This is a genomic window from Sphingopyxis sp. (assembly GCF_035565275.1).
Classification (GTDB): domain Bacteria; phylum Pseudomonadota; class Alphaproteobacteria; order Sphingomonadales; family Sphingomonadaceae; genus Sphingopyxis.
In genome coordinates this window covers 19,544-36,036 of sequence record NZ_DATMST010000153.1, presented here as the reverse complement: position 1 = coordinate 36,036, position 16,493 = coordinate 19,544, and the positions used below count along the sequence as shown (strand labels likewise).

Below are 16,493 nucleotides of genomic sequence, written 5' to 3'. Positions count from 1 at the left end.
GCTTACTTGCCTTTGAATCGGGGTCGGCGTTGAGCGCGAAACGCGGCGACACCTTCGAGGAAATCAGCTGTCGAAAAGGCGATGCCCTGGGCGGAGGCTTCCGCCATGAGAAAGGCGTCGCTGGCGCCGGTCGCCGCCACGCGGATCAATTTCTTGGCAAGCCCCAGCGCGACGGTCGGACCGGCAGCGAGATCTTCCGCCACCTTCATTGCGCGATCCGCCAGGTCGGTGTCTGGCACGACTTCGCTGACCAGCCCGAGTTGCAACGCGGTCGCGGCGTCGATCGGCCTGTCGCGCAACAGGATGTCGGTCGTACGATGCAATCCGATGGTGCGGTGAAGCGTATGGATAAGCCCAAGGTCAGGTACCGCGCCAACACGCCGGAACGCCGGGATCAGAACTGCACTTTGCGCCGCGAGAAGGACGTCCCCGGCCACAGCCAGCGAAAAGCCGGCGCCGGCGGCCGCCCCGTTGATGGCGACGACGACAGGGACCGGGAGAGTGGCAATTTCCTGCGTTATCGCCTGCGACTGAGCCATGAAGCGCGCCACTTCGGCAGGAGACAGCGTATCCAGCGCGGCGAGGTCGCCGCCCGCGCAAAAGGCATCGCCCTTGCCGGTCAGAAGCACGCATCTGACCTGCGGATCGCGACCAGCCGCAGCGATCGCTGTTCGCAGGCTCAACGCAAGCGTTTCCGACAGGGGGTTGCGGCGATCAGGATCGTTGAGGGTAAGCGCACACACCGCGCCGCGAACAACGGTTTCCACTAGAGCCATATTCTGGGGTCCTTCGCGCAGTACATGCGTGCCACATGCCATGGTTGTCGTTAGTTGCTTGCTAGCAGCAGACGGAGAGTGGCCCATCCCCCCTAAACTGGGGTCAATATTTGCGGCGCAAGCCGATACGATCGATGCGGGCGACGGCAGAGCTCTGACCAAGCCCCCCCCCCCCTCAACTGAGGGATGGCTTCTCGACGCCGTCCGGGCGAATCTCGAGGCCGAAGTAGCAGCGAGGTGTATGATGCGAAGGTTGGCCCGCGCGGCTGTCTGTGCCCTGATGGCCATGACGCCGCCGCCTGCGTCGGCGGCAACGGCGGATGAATCCACGAAGTTATGGCGATTGGATTGCGGCCGATTCGATGTCGCAGCCGACGCATTTTCCGACAGCTTTGCCTATGGTGAAAAGCGGATGGAACTCGTCGGCAGCTGCTATCTGATCAAGCATCGCGGGCGATTCCTGCTGTGGGATGCCGGGTTGCCGTTGGCGCTGATCGGTCAGCCACTCGACCCTCGCCAGGCGTTGAGTGGAACGCTGGACGTTTCTATCGCGGATCAGTTGAAGCAGATCGGCGTTCGCGCGGAGCAGATCGAGCTGCTTGCGATCAGCCACAACCACTCCGATCATGTCGGTCAGGCCGAAGCATTTTCCGCGGCAACGCTACTGATGGGGAAGGCGGATTTCGACGCGCTTCGCAAGCCCGATCCGCCGTTCGGTGCCGATCCCGGACCGCTTCGTCCATGGCTCGACGGGGCTCGCGAAGCGAATGCAGTCGAAGGCGATTATGACATCTTCGGAGACCAACAGGTCGTCATGCTTCGTCTGCCCGGGCATACAGCTGGACATTATGGCCTGCTGATCCGCTTCGCAACCGGTTCAATCCTGCTAAGCGGGGACGCGGCTCACTTCGAGGCACAGATCGCGCGGCGCGGCGTTCCGCCATTCAATGTGGATCGCGCCAATACCCTTGCCTCGATTGAGCGTCTTCAGGCTATAGCGGCCAGCCAAAAAGCGATCCTGATCATCCAGCACGATGGCAACGACATCGGTAAGCTTCCCCGCTTTCCTGCGTCCAGGCAGTAGCGCAAAGGCGCAGCCAATACGGTGAACCCCGGCACGATGCTGCGGGGAGGGGGCGCAATTAAAGGCTCAGGCCACCGCCGACGACCAGCACCTCGCCCGAAACATAATCGCTGTCCGGCGAGCAGAAAAAGTAAACGCTGCCCGCTGCCTCCGTGGGCGTGCCGGATCGTCCCAATGGGATCATCGCCTTCAGCGAGCCCCGCATTGCCGGTGGGACGCCGGTTTGAATTTGCTGCCCCTCGATCTCGATCGACGATGCCGGATCATCATTCGCTTTGGTCAGGCGCGTTTCGATGAAGCCGAAGGCGACGCAGTTCACGCATACCTTCAGTCGGCCCCATTCCTTAGCCAGCGTCCTGGTCATGCCGATGACCGCCGATTTTCCCGAGGAATAGTTTACCTGCCCCGCGTTGCCCGCTGTGCCCGCCAGAGACGAGATGTTCACGACCTTGCGGATAACTTCGCGTCCCTCGGCTGCCTCGCGCTTCGCCCATTCCCGCCACGGCTCGCTTGCGGCTCTCAGAATGCGGAACGGCGCGGTCACATGGACGTCGAGCATCGCCTGGAACTGCTCGTCGGTCTGGTTCTGGATCATGCCGTCGCGCGTGTATCCGGCATTGTTCACGATGATGTCCAAGCCGCCAAAGGCGTCCAACGCGGATTGGACGAAGCGCTCGCCGAAGTCCGCTTCGGTCACATTCCCGATGCAGGCAATCGCCTGCCCGCCACGCGCGCGAATCGCAGTGACGACTTCCGTCGCGGGATCTTCATCAAGGTCGTTCACGACCACATGCGCGCCGTGGTGCGCAAGTTTTAGCGCTACGGCGCGGCCGATGCCGCGCCCCGACCCGGACACGATTGCGACCTTGCCAGCCAAGGCACCCCTCACGGGTGCTTCAACGCCAGAGGCGTTCATGCAACCTTGCCGTACAGCGTGACGACACACGCGCTCCCCAGACCCAGATTGTGCTGAAGCGCGAATCTGGCGTTTTCGACCTGACGGGCGTCGGCCGTGCCGCGGAGCTGGTGCGTCAGCTCATAACATTGGGCAAGGCCGGTGGCTCCGAGCGGGTGTCCCTTGGACAGCAGGCCACCGGAGGGATTCGTCACATGATCGCCGCCATAGCTGTTACGGTTGTCGCGAATATAGGCCTCCGCGGCGCCCGGCTGGCAGAGTCCAAGTGCTTCATAGGTGATAAGCTCGTTCGGAGCGAAGCAGTCGTGCAGCTCAACGACCTGAATGTCCTCGGGGCCAGTCCCCGCTTTCGCGTAGATCTCGTTCGCAGCCTTGCGCGTGGTATCGTAACCGACCACCGACATCATCGAGCGGCCTTCCCAGGTGTCGGCATAATCCGTGGTCATGGCCTGCGCGACGATCTCGACCGGCGCGTTCAGCCCGTGTTTCGCCGCGAAGCGCGGTGAAACCAATACTGCAGCAGCGGCACCGCATGTCGGCGGGCAAGCCTGAAGGCGAGTGACCGGCCCATATAGATGCTTCGATGCCATCACTTCTTCCAGCGTCACCGGTGCGCGGAATAGCGCCAGTGGATTGTTCGCGGCGTGCCGGCGTGCCTTGACCGATACCAGGCCGAAAACGTCGTCGGCAATCCCGTAGCGCTGCTGATAATCGAGTCCCGCCCCGCCAAATTGCTGTGCCGCCATCGGCACGCTATCGTCCCAACCCAGGACTTCGGCCTGTTTTGACAGGTGAAAATCCAGCGTGCGTTTTCGGTCGTTGAACACCATGCCGAGCGCGCCGGGCACCATCTGCTCGAAACCGACCGCCAACACGCAGTCCGCCACGCCATGTTCGATCGCCTGACGAGCGAGGTAGAGCGCCGTCGATCCGGTCGAGCAGTTGTTGTTGACGTTGATGATCGGAATTCCGGTACAGCCCACGCGATAGATGGCGGACTGGCCCGCCGTCGAATCCGCATAGACAAAGCCGGCATAGGCTTGCTGAACCATGTCGTAGTCGATGTCGGCATCCTTCAGTGCAAGGCGGATCGCCTTCTCAGCCATTACATCCCAGTCCTCGCTCTGGCCGGGTTTGGTAAAGGGGATCATTCCGACCCCAGCGACACGTGCATTGCTCATAGTCACTCCTGAAGAAAAAATGATGATCAATAAATGTCAGTATATTTTCCGGATTATAGTTTGGAGCTATTCCTATCCCAAGCATCAGAAGGTATTCCGAGTTTACGGATATCGGTTTTTTGCACCTTTCCTGTTGAAGTCTTCGGAAGGGATTCGACAAATCTTACGTATCTGATCTTGGCGAACCTGGGGAGGTGCTTGTCGGAGAACGAGCATATATCTTCCGGAGCCAGCGATTTACCCGCCGCTTTCACGACGGTTATCATGATCTCGTCTTCCCCTCCGGATATCTCGGAAGGCACGCCGTACGCCGCTACTTCCACGATGCCCGGCATGGGCAGCAGGGCGTTCTCGATTTCGGCTGACGAAATATTGTGCCCACGCCGGCGGATGCAGTCTCGGATACGATCTACGAAATATATGAATCCATCCTGATCCATGAAACCTGCATCCCCGGTGTGAAACCACAGGTTTCGCCAGGCTTCCACTGTCTTTTCGGGAAGTCCGTGATAGCCCGCCATGAAACCGAACGGCGCTTTTGGTCGCACGACGATCTCGCCGGTCTGACCGGCCGGGCGGGCAATGTCACTGTCGGGGTCAACGATCTCAACCTCGAAATAGCGGTTGTAGACAAGGCCTGCCGCGCCGGGCGGTGTTTCGACACCCACGCGGCCCCAGACGGGGATATTCACCTCGGTCATGCCAAATCCGGACAAGACGTTCGCCAAGCCAAACCGGTCTTGCCAGATCTGCTGCAGTTCGGCTGGGTTAGGTGCGGCGACGATGGCGCGGAGTTGGTGGTCCGTATCGTCGCTGGAACGTGGTTGCGCGAATATAAAAGGCGCGACGACACCCAGCGTATTGGTCAATGTGGCACGATGCCGGCGAATGTCCGGAAGCCAGTCCTGCGCGCTGAACCGGGATTTCAGTACGACGGTCGCGCCAGCAATCAGGGACGCATAGACCTGCATGAACAAGCCGTTGGCGTGATACAGGGGCAGGGTCACATAATATTTGTCGTCTTCGTTCAGATCGAGGTTATCGATCGCGCCGAGACCATATAGAAAGCAATGCGCGTGCGGCATCATTACGCCTTTGGCAGGTCCGGTGGTGCCCGACGTGTACATGACATGGGCAACATCGAAGGCGCGCGGCGCGGCGCCGGAATATGACCCGCACCTTCGCCATTCAGTCAGCGGTGACAGGTGCAAGCCCGTGCCGCGCGCATCGAGCCAATCCGATGGGCCGGCAATGACAATCGATCGCAGAGACGGCACGCGATCGGAAATCTCCATGACTCTGCTGAGCATCGGCTCGGCCACGACGGCCAATCCGGCGCCGCTGTCGACGATCTGATGCTCGAGAAACGCGCCGATCAGTTCCGTGTTGAGCAAAACCGCGACCGCGCCGAGCCGGGCGAGGCCTAGCCAGACCGCAACGAAGTCGAGGTCGTTCGGCAGCATCACGATCACCGAATCGCCTGAGCGGACTCCCAGATTGTAGAAATGTGACGCGACCTTGCCGGACCATTCGAACGCTTGTCCGAACGATACATGGGGCCCGTCCACAAGTTCGATGAACGTCTTTGAAGGTCGCTCTCGAGCTTGCCAAGCGAGAACGTCAGATAATGTCCAATGCGAGGACTGTCGTAGGAACTCGTACATGTCGCAATCCCGTGCTGGATCGGGCTCAGCGGTCGCCGCAGCCTAGGCGGCCGGGGCAAGCAGCGCTCCGATTGATGGGCGGTTCGGCTCGGCGCGCTCAGCTTCCATCCGCCAGGCGGCGGCACAGCTCCGAAGTCCCGGTAGCCAAGAAGAAGGAAAGGCGTTTGCGGACGGCCGCAACATCGCCCGAGCGACAAAGGCCGCCGGACAGTTTGTCGATTCGGCCGGTGTCTGCGAACGACAGCGACAGTGCGCCGGAGGCGAAGTTGTAACACCAGTACAGGTCTTCATCGCGCGCCTCGGGTAGCACGCGCTTCAAAAGTTCGATCAGCCGCTCGATCACGGGATCGAAAAACTCGTTCATCGCAGTGCCTCCCCACGAAGGCGTGCTGTTGACCAAGGCGACAAGTCGCAGATAGTTGCGCCATTTGTCACCGCCGACTTCCCAAAGATACAAGACGGGCTCCAGGAAGGCGGTGAGGCAACCTTCTACCGTCATCGCTGCGGTAGAGGCCTCGTAGCGGCGCATCGATTCCATTCGGCGCTCGTTGACCAACTCCGCGCGCCGACTGAACACCGCGTCGAACAAGCCGCGTTTCGACTCGAAGTAATAGCTCAGCAGGGCAGGGTCGACGCCAGCTTCGTTGGCAACCTGGCGAACCGTCACGCCGTAGAAGCCGTGCGCTGCAAACAGTGCTTCGGCCGCATCCAATATCCCGGCGCTCCGATCCGCGCTGCCATCGAACTTGGTCGGTCGGCCACGTGGCGTTGCGCGAGGGCTGGGCATCGCAACCTGGGGATCGCCGCCGCCCTTCTTCCGCTTTTCGCCCTTCTGCTGCTTGATATCGATGGTCAACGGCCTCTCCTAAGAGCCGCTATCCTGCTCATTTTCCCGTTACGAGTCAACTTATTTCTACGGTCGATGAAATATGTTGACCCGTACAATTTTTCGTGAATAATTCGGCGTTCCAAGGGTGGAACGAGTCGCGGATCAGAGTCTTTATCCGCCATCCATTCAACGGTCGTTGAATAATTAAATATAAACAAACATTATAGGGAGGGCGGCATGACAGCTCGTTTGAAGATGGACCTGATTGGTGGCGCTGCCGCACTTGTGTACGCGTTCAGCGCCTCGAGCGCGGTCGCGCAGACCGCCGAGGCGCCGCTAGCGGAAGCTGAAGCGAGCGAAGCGGATGCGGGGAAGTCATCGGACGACATCGTCGTGACCGCCAACAAGCGGAGCGCTTCGGTTTCGAGAACGCCCATCGCCATCACCGCGCTCGACGGTGCCGCATTGCAGGCAGCCGGCGTGACCGAGCTCAAGGACATCGGTAAAAGCGTGCCCAATGTGACAATCCGGACCATCGGTTATGCGGGTTCCGTCCAGGTCACGATCAGAGGTATCACCAACACCAGCAACAACCCCGGCGGACAGCCCACTGTCGCCACCTATTTCGATGGTGTTTATTCGCCACGGACTCAGGGGCTGATCGGCAGCCTTTATGATCTGGGTCGTGTCGAGGTGCTGCGCGGTCCGCAGGGGACGCTATACGGGCGCAACTCGACTGCGGGCAACTTCAATGTTTTTACCAATGAGCCGAAGTTCGATCTGGAGGGCTCGGCCGCGCTCTCATACGGCAGGTTCAACGATATTCAGGCCGAGGCGATGGTCAATGTGCCCGTCTCCGAAACGCTGGCGGTCCGTTTCGCCGGTTCGATCCGTAAGAACGACGGCATTTACAACACGAGCGGCGGCAGTGTCAGCACCGACCGTAACTATGGGATGGCCGACGATGTCTCGGGCAGGCTGTCGATCCTGTGGAACCCCAGTTCAGCATTCTCCTGGCGCGTTACCGTACAGAACGACCGGATCCGCGGAACGCCGGGTCTGGATTATCAGGTCAATACCAGCGGCAAAACGCTCGATGGCCGCAACCCATTCTCAAATCCGCAGGTGCCGGCATCCCCAAGCCCTTATGCGCAGATCGACAATCTGATGCTGCGATCTGCGATGCGACTGGACGTCGGAGGCGGCGCTTCGCTGTCCTACACTGCCGGCTACCAGAATCTGCGCCATTTTTTCCGTGCGTCGACCGGCGGCGCTGCCGTTTCGCTGGCCGACCTGATCCGCGACGGGCAGGATCAGAACACTTATCACGAGGTGAACTTCTCGTTCGAGAACGACAGGCTGTTCAACGTGATGGGTGCCAACTATTTCTATGAGGAAGAAAGCTTCTTCAATCCCGCGCATTTCAACCAGCTTGGCTTCGGCTATGTCGCCGGCAGTCCCGCCGGGCGGCGTGCGATCGGTTACAAGACGCGATCCTGGGGGATTTTCGATCAGCTTACCTACAATATCTCGCCGGAGATTCGCGCAATCGCCGGCGTTCGTTTCAGCAAGGAAAGATCCGAAGGAAATCTGAACGGCTCGATTGTGCTGATCTGCGGGATTGGTCAGACCTATGAGCAGCTCGAGCAGAGCCTTTATAATCCAGCGCACCCGGGATGCAGCGGAGCGCCGGGCGGGGCTGCCGAAGGATCCTGGTCCAAGACAACCTGGCGCGGGGGCCTGGAATTCGACCTGGATAGTCAGACGCTGGCATATGGCACCGTGTCGACGGGCTTCAAATCGGGCGGCCTCAATCGCCAGCTGCCGGGCATTCCGCTCGAGTTCGCACCGGAAACCGTGACGAACTACGAGCTCGGCCTCAAGACACGGCTCTTCGATCAGCTGCGCTTGAACATCGCGGCGTTCTACATGGATTATTCCAACCTGCAGATCGTGCAATTTGTGCAGGCCACTGGCGGGCAGCCGATTCAAACGACGACCAATGCCGCGCGAGCCCGCGTCTACGGCATCGAGATGGAAGCACAGTGGCAGATCAGCGACAATGATCGGTTCGCGGGCTTCTTCAATTGGCTGAATGCGCGCTATTCCAAATATCGGGACACGATCAATCCGTACACCGGTACGGTCGTCGCGTCGCTCGATGACAATCAGCTCATCAATGCGCCCGATTTCTCCCTGCGCGGGGAGTATACGCATACGTTCCGGCTCGCAAATGGCGCCACGATCGCACCGGGCGCTTCAGTCTATTGGCAAAGCCGCACCTATTTGCGCGAGTTCAACCTGCCGATGGACAGGGTGCCCGCCTACGCGAAGCTGGACGGCACCATCACGTTCCAAACCGCCGACGACAGGTGGACGATGCAGGCCTATATTCGCAACGCGACCAACAAGCTCGTGCGTAACAGCGCAAATGTCGTGCTCGCCGGCACGTATCTCAGCACCTACGAACAACCTCGTACATATGGTGTCCGGGCATCGTATCGGTTCTAGCGCGCGCAAGGGGCGCTTCCGGGCTGGAGCCATGCCCGTCTCGTGGCTCCTCGATGATGTACCGGAGGCAAGGGGCCGGCGATCCATAATGCACAAGGAAAAGCGTGATGAGATTCTTGGACATTCTGATGGCGTTTCCGCTGCTCGCGAGCTTGTCCGGATTGCCTGAGGCGGGGCGTCCCGAACGGCAGGTCGGAACCCTGCCGCTGAATCCCGCTGATGAGGTTTTGCAAACAACTGCGAACATGTCTGCCTACCTCATGTGCAGTTGTCTGTTCGTCGAAAAGGCGGATGAGCGGGCCTGCCGGTCGGACGTGGTTTCGACGGACAAGCGGCTGGTGATCGCGCCCGATTTCCAGCAGTCCCTGGTTCGCGTTTCCTACGGTCGCTGGAACGGCGTGGCGCGGCTGCAAACCCTCGCCCAAGGCTGCCGGCTGGATTGATGGATTGGCCCCCCATGATCGCTTGGCGGCTGTCGATCCTCACACACAGCACGCAAGCATCTGTCCGGGTGGGCCGCCTCTGCACGAGCGCAGTGTTTTCGACAAAGGGCCATGGGAGTCCGACATGATTCGCGCCACTTTTGCCGCCATCCTTCTAATTCTGTCTTTCGGCACCGGCTCAGCGAACGCACAGCCTGTTGCGGATTTGATCCTTCGTTCAACGAGCGAAGGCGCTACGCGCGCGGACCAGCGCCTGGCTACGGTGGTGGCGGATCTTTTCAAGGATCGCGGAGCCACGCGGGCCGTGCTGGTCGTCGAGGATGGGCGAGTGACAGCCGAGCGCTATGCAGAAGGCTATGGACCCGACACGATCTTCCCCGCCTATTCGATCACAAAGAGCCTGACGAGCACGATGGTCGGGATACTGAACCGCGCCGGGAAACTGGATATCCACGCTCCAGCAGATGTGCCGGAATGGCGCGGCCAAGGCGACCCCAGACGCGCGATCAGGCTGATTGACCTGCTGCAGATGAGTTCGGGGATCGATTCCAATGAGGATGTCGCCGATCTCAATTCGGACACGATGGCGATGTTGTTCGGATCGGGCCGGCACGATGTGGCGCATCATGCTGCCGATCATCCCCTGAAGTATCAGCCCGGCTCTTACTTCACCTATTCCAACAGCACCACCAACGTCATGAGCGGGATCGTGGGCCGGACCATCGGACAGGGAGAGCGCGGAGTCCGCGAGTTTCTCAATAAAGAGCTGCTTGGTCCTTTGAACATCCGCTCCGCCGCGCTGGGGTTCGATGATGCAGGTACGCTGGTTGGGTCTACCTATTCAGCTATGACTACGCGCGACTTCGCGCGCTTTGGACTGTTGTATGCGCGCGGTGGCCTGTCGCCGGGGGGCAGGATTCTGACGGAGGAGTGGGTCCGGTTCGTCTCCACGCCAGGCGCTGCGTCAGCTGGCGGATATGGCGGGCAATTCTGGATCGGCCCATGGTCAACCGACCCCGACGTCGTGGTACGCTGGCCGGCCGACGGGTTCAGTATGCGCGGATTTCAGGGGCAGATTGTGATGATCTCGCCCAAGCGGAAGCTTGTGATCGTGATCCTCGGAAATACTGCGTTGATCAAGGGAGTCGACGGGCGGGCCTATCGGGACGGGCAGGCCGCCAAAATCCTTGCTGCCCTGCATTAGTGGGACCCGAACGATATTCCAGAATCAGCAATGCCCGGCGCTAGCGTTGGGAGTGCGGCTGCATCGTGACGCGTGACAGCAGCAGAAATTCTGATTCAGGGGACGTCAAAGGAAGTTTACTCATGACCGATTTTGCGACTTGCCCGCAGCGTCAGATCGATCGCTCCCCGATGAGCAGCGGCCAATGGCTCGCTGTTGCCCTCGCGGTATTCCTTAATGGCCTGGATGGATATGATGCCGCTTCGATCAGCTTCGCCGCACCGGGATTGATGGCAGAGTGGAAGCTGGCGCCGGATGCGCTCGGCTGGGTGCTGTCGATGGAACTGATCGGAATGGGTTTCGGTTCGCTGATGTTCGGTAACCTTGCCGACCGGTTCGGCCGGCGATTGACCATTTTAGTCTGCCTGGTGATCATGAGCGTCGGGATGGGCGGAGCGATCGTTGCCAGCGATGTTCTGCAGCTTTCCCTGGTGCGTCTCCTGACGGGCCTGGGGATCGGCGGCATGATGTCGTCGCTGGCGGCAATCGTCAGCGAGCATAGCAATGCACGTCACCGCTCGCTCGTCCTCTCCATGATGGTTGTTGGTTACCCACTGGGATTGGTCGTGGGCGGCATCGTCGCGCGCAACCTCCTGCTGGTAACGCACTGGAGTTCGGTATTTGTTTTCGGCGCGGTACTGACCGTAGTTGCGCTGCCGCTCGCATGGTTCGCCATTCCCGAATCCGTTGCTTGGCTGGCGCGCGCGCGACCTGCAAGGGCAGTGGAGCGGATCAATGCGGTCCTGCGCCGCTTTGATCATGCGCCGGTGAGCCGTCTCGGCGAAATGGCGCAGTCAGAAGTGCGGGGCAACGCGGTGCTCGCAATTCTGCGGCCGCCGTTGGCACGGCCGACCATTTTGCTGACGTTGGCCTATCTCTCCCATGTTTCATGTCTCTACTTCGTCCTCAAATGGATTCCGTCGATTGTCGTGACGTTAGGCTTTTCGCCATCCAACGGAGCCGATGTGCTGGTATGGACCATGTGCGGAGCAGTCGCCTCCGGCCCGTTGTTTGCCGTTGCCGCCAACGCGATCTCCGTGCGTGGAGCGACGTTGATCACGCTCGCCGGATCGGCCATCAGCGTCACAATGTTCACGCGCGTTGGCGCTGATCTCACCGCACTGATCATGCTTGGCGTTGTCACAGGCGTTTTCATCACGGCAGCTTCAATCGGTTTCTACTCACTGCTCGCGACCGCGTATCCGGTTGAACTGCGTGCGACCGGCACTGGCTTCGGCATTGGCGTCGGACGCTTCGGCGCCTCAATCGGGCCAATTCTGGGCGGTGTTCTTTTTGCGGAGCAGTATGCGCTGCCGGACGTCGGTCTGATCATGAGCGCGGGGTCAGTACTGTCTCTTGTTTTCATTGTTGCGTTAGCGGGCGGCTCAAGTCCGAAAAATAAAAAGGGTTGCGAATAACGAATGACCCCTATGGTCGTCGTGACAGCTTTTCAGCACGTCCTCCCGAAAGCAGCCTGACTGCAATCGGCCAGTTCCACAGGTTGCCCGGAGTTTCGGAGGCTGATGACGGCAACGCTTGGAGCCGTTGTTTTTTAAGAGCTTTGCCCATGTCTGGTACGGGATTTGGGAGGAAGTCCTATGCGGGGGGTCGGTCATAGCTGCGGCAATTGCAATTCCCGGCGCCAGGCGTCGCTCTTCGAGGACAAGCTCAACGCATCGATCGCCGCCTATCGCATGCTGAAGCGCAATATCGCGACCTTCGATCCGCGCAGCGGGACCGGCGAATATTTTGTCATTCCGGTCGGCGAACAGGTCCATAAGGGCGTCGAGATCGAGATCGTCGGTTCGCCCGTTCCGGGTCTCCAGCTGGTGGCGTCGGCGGGGTGCAGGATGCCGAGGTGACAAGGAGCAATGACGGCCTCGCAGGGACGGTCCCCTATGATGCGCAGAAGTTCACCGGCGCCTTCCTTGCGACATATGAACTCCAGTCGGGTCCGCTCAAGGGGCTGGGTTTTGCCGGTCTCCAACCGGCCATTCTGGCTGGGTCAGGGGCCGAACACCAGTTCAAGCATCTGACGTTTCCAGATGGCAACCGACCGCTCGATAATAGCCATGTCGGGGTTGCGAATATATTCGACCGTCAAGCCGCGCGTAACCGCGTTGTTGAGCAGTTGAAGGGTCTGATAGGCCTCGTCATTGTCGATGCCTGCCGCGCGCAGGATCATATGACCCCATAAACGGACCCTGCGATCGAAGCGTCGTGCGCTCGGTCCGACCTCATGATCGAGGTCGGGATCGTTGCGGCGGGCGAGATGGATTTCGAGTACCGCCGCCATTTCGGGGCGGCTGACCATCCGATAGTTGGCGTCGATCAGATTTTCCATCGATTGCCGGGGCGTTGCGCCCGCCCGAATGGCCTCGGCATAGATGCGTGTGCGATAGGCCGCGAATTCTCCGGCTACCGCGGCCATCAGCCTGGCCTTGGTGGGGAACTGGTGCTGGATGGCGCCGAGGCTCATCCCCGCCGCATCGCGGATCGCGAACATCGTCGCCCCCGAATAGCCCTGCGAGCAGAGTACATCGCGCGCGGCCGCGAGCACCTTGGCGCGGGTCGCGGCGCTGCGGTCGGCCTGGCTGCGCCGGGGTCTGGTCATGGTCCTCGTCATGCCTCGATCATCTGCGATAGCTTGTGCGCGGGTGATAAGCGAGCCGCCTCAAAAAGCCACGGTCGCATTGACGCCGATCGTGCGCGGGCGGATGACGCCGGTCCCGAGCGCGCCGTTGACGTTTCGCGGCAGTCCCGCGACGCCGAGCAGCGCCTGCGTCGAGGTAATCCCTCCGCTATTCGTCAGATTACTGGCATAGGCGCTGATCGCATAGCGGCCGAAATCGAGCCCGGCGCGCAGGTCGACGACCTCATAGGCATCGACGCGCGCGAAACGCCCATGGACGGCGAGGTAGGCGGGATCGAAACTGCCGCTCTGTCGCGACAGCGAACGGATCGAGCCGCCGATCGACGCGGTGACGTCCGATCCCAAGTCCCATTGATAATCGGCGTTGAGGCTGACGGCATATTTGGGGGTGAAGGGCAGGCGGTCGCCCTTGACCGCACCCACCGCCAGCGGATCGGTATCGCCGCTGAGTCTGGCATCGGTGAAGGTGAAGCCGGCCGACGTCGTGAAACCCCGCGTCGGACGTAGTGTCGCGACGATTTCGGCGCCGTCGACCTTGGCGCTCGTCCCGTTCACATTGACGCCGAAGCCATTGACCACCGCGGCGAGCTGAATGTCCTGCCAGTCGATATGATAGAGTGAGACCTCGATCGAGGCGCTGCGGTCGGCGGTGTCGCCCTTGAAGCCGATTTCATAGCTGGTGACGGTGTCGGGCTCGAACGTCGTCGGCGTTCCCGGTGGCGAACCGATCGGAATGACGTTCGGTCCGCCGGGACGGTAACCCTTGGCGACGCGGGCATAGAGCGATGCCTGATCGCCGAATTTGACCTTCGGCGCCACCGACCAGGTGAAGACATTATCCGACGAGCGCAGGCCGTCTATCTCCGCGGCGCCGAGCAGCACGCCATCGGTCACCTGTTCGGCGCGCTGGCTGTTGTGGCTGTACCGGCCGCCGAAATCGACGTCGAACCAGGGCGACAGGTGCAGTGTCGCATTGGCGAAGCCCGCGATCTCTTCATAACGCGAGTCGAGATGAAACACCGCATAGTCGAAAGGCAGGTCGATCGGGGTCAGCACACCCGGGGTGCCGGGCACGGCAGTTTTCAGATTCTGGAAGATCCGCGCCTTCTCGTGCGTATAATATCCGCCGATCATCCATTCGAGAAAATCGCCGCCGTTGGACGCGAGGCGGAGTTCCTGCGTCCATTTGCGGTTTTCGGTCTGCTGGTCAAAATAGACGTAGGCGCCGCCGAGCGCCGCCGACAGATTGGCGGTATAATCGGCGCGGAACGACTGGAGCTGCTCGCCATAGCTCGTCGCCGACGTCAGCGTCACGCCGCCGAAATCATAGTCGATCGTGCCGTTGTAGAGCCGGTATTTCACATCGCTGAAGGTCGGCAGATATTCGGACTGGGTCAGGCCGCCATAGAGCGGTTCCAGCGTCGCGGGATCGGCCTCGACGATGCCGGGGGCATCGACATAAAGATTCTGGATCAGCGCGCTCAGCCGGATGCTGAGATCGGCGTCGGGCTTCCACAGCAGCGACGCGCGGCCGCCGTAATTTTCGAAATCATTGATGTTGCTGCGGACGTTCGATCCGGCGGTGCCGACCGAGTCGATATAGCCGCCCTGCTTGCGGTACGAGCCCGAGGCGCGGAAGGCGAGGGTGTCGCCGAGCGGGATGTTGACCATCGCCGCGCCGCGAAAGGAGGCGTCGCCGCCGTCGGTGAATTCTACCCCGCCGAGCGCCTTGGCCTCGAAGCTCGATGTCGAGGGCTCATTGGTCACGAACTTGAGGAGACCACCGAGCGAGCTTGCGCCATAGAGTGTCCCCTGCGGGCCGCGCAGCACCTCGATCCGTGCGATGTCGAAGCTGTCGAAATCGCCCGCAAGCTCGGACCCGTTCGCCAGGCCGGTGCTCGATCCGAAAGGCGTCTCGTCGATATAGACCGCGACGGTCGAGGCGACGCCGCCGGTATTGATCCCGCGCAGCACGAGCCGCCCTTGGCCGGGCGTGCCCTGCACCAGTTGCAGGCTCGGGACGTTCTTGAGGTAGTCGGCGAAATTGGTCGCGCCCTGCTGTTCGAGCGTCGCGCCCGATACGACGGACACCGACTGCGGCACATCGATCAGCGACTGCGATCGTTTCTGGGCGGTCACGACAATCTCCTCGCCGAAACCGGTTTCGCCGTCCTGCGCCCGTACGATGGCGGGCGAGGCGAGCGCGAGAGCAACGGCGGTGCCGCTCAGGGCCTTGGTCGGAAGTCGCATTGTCAGTCCCCTTATCGGATTTTCGTTGTTCGTTTCAGCGGTCGCGGCCGAGCGCGAAGCGCATGCCGTGCAGCATGGCGGCGGGCGCCGCCGAGACATGATCATCCCCGGCGAAGGCGATATGGCGGAGCTCGGTCAGGCCTGCGTCGCGGATGGCGTCGGCAAATTCCTTTGCGGCGTCGACCATCCGCGCCGCGCGGATTTGCGCCTGCGCTTCCTCCAGCGTTACCGCGATCCCGTCGGGCACGCTCGTCGGCAACTCCTGCTCCCTGGCGCCGACGTCGATGAAGACACGCGGCTGATCGGGCAGGGCGGCAAGCCGCTCCTTGAACGCCGGCAGTTCGCTCAGGATCGCGAAGCCGTTCCACCAGAGCGACGGGCTGCTCACGATGAAGGCACCAAAACTGTCGGGCCGCGTCAGCAGCGCGTGCGAGGCGAACAGCCCGCCAAGCGAATGGCCGAACAATATTTGCGGGCCATCGGCCGCCTTGGGATAGCGTGCCGCGATTTCCGGCCGCAGTCTGTCCGTCAGGAAGGCAAGGAACGCGTCCGCGCCCCCGCTCTCCGCGCCACCGATTGCCGCGGCGAGTCCGCCCAGCTTCTCCAGCGCTTCAGCCCCGATCGGCGGGGTGAGGTCGGCGGTGCGGAGCTTCAGGAAATCGGCATAATCGGCGTCATAGCCGATGCCGACGACATAATGGGCGGGAAAGGCCGCGACGCTCGACACCGCCCGCGCGATTTCGGCGGCCATTCCGAACAGCAGGTCGCCATCGACGACATAGAGGATTGGAACGCCGCTATCGGGTATCGGTCCCGCTGGCGGTGCGACGCTGATCGTCAGCCCGCCCCGGCCCGACGGATGGGGGAGGGCGAATTGCTCGAGCGCGGCGCGTACCGAAAAGGACATCGATCTTCTCCCGGCGGGTGGCCTGCCGCTTGACGC

General features: G+C 61.3%; 14 protein-coding genes. 6 read left to right on the top strand and 8 right to left on the bottom strand.

The window, feature by feature from the left end; genetic code table 11:
* Nucleotides 1-2 precede the first annotated feature (2 nt).
* Nucleotides 3-776 (bottom strand): enoyl-CoA hydratase/isomerase family protein, encoded by a 774-nt coding sequence (locus VN047_RS10700; protein WP_325542494.1) that lies wholly within the window; start codon nucleotides 774-776, stop codon nucleotides 3-5.
* A gap of 280 nt (nucleotides 777-1,056) precedes the next feature.
* On the opposite strand from VN047_RS10700, the gene VN047_RS10695 reads away from it, so the two are divergent.
* Complete coding sequence (locus VN047_RS10695) at nucleotides 1,057-1,860, top strand: N-acyl homoserine lactonase family protein (protein ID WP_325542492.1); 804 nt, start codon at nucleotides 1,057-1,059, stop codon at nucleotides 1,858-1,860.
* A 58-nt stretch (nucleotides 1,861-1,918) separates the two neighbouring features.
* Here the strand turns inward: VN047_RS10695 and VN047_RS10690 are convergent, their stop codons facing one another.
* The 4 genes from VN047_RS10690 to VN047_RS10675 form a co-directional block, all read right to left on the bottom strand.
* A complete protein-coding gene (locus VN047_RS10690; protein WP_325542490.1) occupies nucleotides 1,919-2,776 on the bottom strand; it encodes an SDR family NAD(P)-dependent oxidoreductase in 858 nt (285 codons plus the stop codon).
* Nucleotides 2,773-3,957 (bottom strand): lipid-transfer protein, encoded by a 1,185-nt coding sequence (locus VN047_RS10685; RefSeq protein ID WP_325542488.1) that lies wholly within the window; start codon nucleotides 3,955-3,957, stop codon nucleotides 2,773-2,775. Before VN047_RS10685 ends, VN047_RS10690 begins: the two co-directional genes overlap by 4 nt.
* Before the next feature lie 53 nt (nucleotides 3,958-4,010).
* Complete coding sequence (locus VN047_RS10680; protein ID WP_325542486.1) at nucleotides 4,011-5,621, bottom strand: AMP-binding protein; 1,611 nt, start codon at nucleotides 5,619-5,621, stop codon at nucleotides 4,011-4,013.
* Between the two features lie 97 nt (nucleotides 5,622-5,718).
* Nucleotides 5,719-6,477, bottom strand: coding sequence for a TetR/AcrR family transcriptional regulator (locus tag VN047_RS10675; protein ID WP_325542484.1), 759 nt, complete (start codon nucleotides 6,475-6,477; stop codon nucleotides 5,719-5,721).
* A 210-nt stretch (nucleotides 6,478-6,687) separates the two neighbouring features.
* On the opposite strand from VN047_RS10675, the gene VN047_RS10670 reads away from it, so the two are divergent.
* The 5 genes from VN047_RS10670 to VN047_RS10650 all read left to right on the top strand — a co-directional run bounded on the left by VN047_RS10670 (nucleotide 6,688) and on the right by VN047_RS10650 (nucleotide 12,509).
* On the top strand, nucleotides 6,688-8,961 hold the full coding sequence (locus tag VN047_RS10670) for a TonB-dependent receptor (RefSeq protein ID WP_325542482.1): 2,274 nt from the start codon (nucleotides 6,688-6,690) through the stop codon (nucleotides 8,959-8,961).
* Between the two features lie 107 nt (nucleotides 8,962-9,068).
* The gene (locus tag VN047_RS10665; RefSeq protein WP_325542480.1) at nucleotides 9,069-9,404 is read left to right on the top strand and encodes a hypothetical protein; all 336 of its coding nucleotides are present in this window, start codon (nucleotides 9,069-9,071) and stop codon (nucleotides 9,402-9,404) included.
* A 124-nt stretch (nucleotides 9,405-9,528) separates the two neighbouring features.
* Nucleotides 9,529-10,608: a serine hydrolase gene (locus VN047_RS10660; protein WP_325542478.1), complete on the top strand. Its 1,080-nt coding sequence runs from the start codon at nucleotides 9,529-9,531 to the stop codon at nucleotides 10,606-10,608.
* A 122-nt stretch (nucleotides 10,609-10,730) separates the two neighbouring features.
* Complete coding sequence (locus VN047_RS10655) at nucleotides 10,731-12,065, top strand: MFS transporter (RefSeq protein ID WP_325542476.1); 1,335 nt, start codon at nucleotides 10,731-10,733, stop codon at nucleotides 12,063-12,065.
* A 180-nt stretch (nucleotides 12,066-12,245) separates the two neighbouring features.
* Nucleotides 12,246-12,509: a hypothetical protein gene (locus tag VN047_RS10650; protein ID WP_325542474.1), complete on the top strand. Its 264-nt coding sequence runs from the start codon at nucleotides 12,246-12,248 to the stop codon at nucleotides 12,507-12,509.
* A gap of 143 nt (nucleotides 12,510-12,652) precedes the next feature.
* On the opposite strand, the gene VN047_RS10645 is transcribed toward VN047_RS10650, so the two are convergent.
* The 3 genes from VN047_RS10645 to VN047_RS10635 are packed head-to-tail and all read right to left on the bottom strand — an operon-like array spanning nucleotide 12,653 to nucleotide 16,457.
* Nucleotides 12,653-13,261: a TetR/AcrR family transcriptional regulator gene (locus VN047_RS10645; RefSeq protein ID WP_325542472.1), complete on the bottom strand. Its 609-nt coding sequence runs from the start codon at nucleotides 13,259-13,261 to the stop codon at nucleotides 12,653-12,655.
* A gap of 60 nt (nucleotides 13,262-13,321) precedes the next feature.
* Entirely contained in the window at nucleotides 13,322-15,550 is a 2,229-nt protein-coding gene (locus tag VN047_RS10640; protein ID WP_325542470.1) for a TonB-dependent receptor, read from the bottom strand.
* 34 nt (nucleotides 15,551-15,584) lie between these two features.
* Nucleotides 15,585-16,457 carry an alpha/beta hydrolase gene (locus tag VN047_RS10635; protein ID WP_325542468.1) on the bottom strand — a complete coding sequence of 291 codons (873 nt, stop codon included), beginning with the start codon at nucleotides 16,455-16,457 and terminating at the stop codon, nucleotides 15,585-15,587.
* Between the last annotated feature and the right edge of the window lie 36 nt (nucleotides 16,458-16,493).

Bases quoted from the DNA above. Each gene is read 5' to 3' on its own strand.
- VN047_RS10670 (WP_325542482.1), top strand. From the start codon at position 6,688: ATGACAGCTCGTTTGAAGATGGACCTGATTGGTGGCGCTGCCGCACTT.
- VN047_RS10660 (WP_325542478.1), top strand. From the start codon at position 9,529: ATGATTCGCGCCACTTTTGCCGCCATCCTTCTAATTCTGTCTTTCGGC.
- VN047_RS10655 (WP_325542476.1), top strand. From the start codon at position 10,731: ATGACCGATTTTGCGACTTGCCCGCAGCGTCAGATCGATCGCTCCCCG.
- VN047_RS10650 (WP_325542474.1), top strand. From the start codon at position 12,246: ATGCGGGGGGTCGGTCATAGCTGCGGCAATTGCAATTCCCGGCGCCAG.
- VN047_RS10665 (WP_325542480.1), top strand. From the start codon at position 9,069: ATGAGATTCTTGGACATTCTGATGGCGTTTCCGCTGCTCGCGAGCTTG.
- VN047_RS10695 (WP_325542492.1), top strand. From the start codon at position 1,057: ATGGCCATGACGCCGCCGCCTGCGTCGGCGGCAACGGCGGATGAATCC.
- VN047_RS10700 (WP_325542494.1), bottom strand. From the start codon at position 776: ATGGCTCTAGTGGAAACCGTTGTTCGCGGCGCGGTGTGTGCGCTTACC.
- VN047_RS10685 (WP_325542488.1), bottom strand. From the start codon at position 3,957: ATGAGCAATGCACGTGTCGCTGGGGTCGGAATGATCCCCTTTACCAAA.
- VN047_RS10640 (WP_325542470.1), bottom strand. From the start codon at position 15,550: ATGCGACTTCCGACCAAGGCCCTGAGCGGCACCGCCGTTGCTCTCGCG.
- VN047_RS10690 (WP_325542490.1), bottom strand. From the start codon at position 2,776: ATGAACGCCTCTGGCGTTGAAGCACCCGTGAGGGGTGCCTTGGCTGGC.
- VN047_RS10645 (WP_325542472.1), bottom strand. From the start codon at position 13,261: ATGACCAGACCCCGGCGCAGCCAGGCCGACCGCAGCGCCGCGACCCGC.
- VN047_RS10680 (WP_325542486.1), bottom strand. From the start codon at position 5,621: ATGTACGAGTTCCTACGACAGTCCTCGCATTGGACATTATCTGACGTT.
- VN047_RS10635 (WP_325542468.1), bottom strand. From the start codon at position 16,457: ATGTCCTTTTCGGTACGCGCCGCGCTCGAGCAATTCGCCCTCCCCCAT.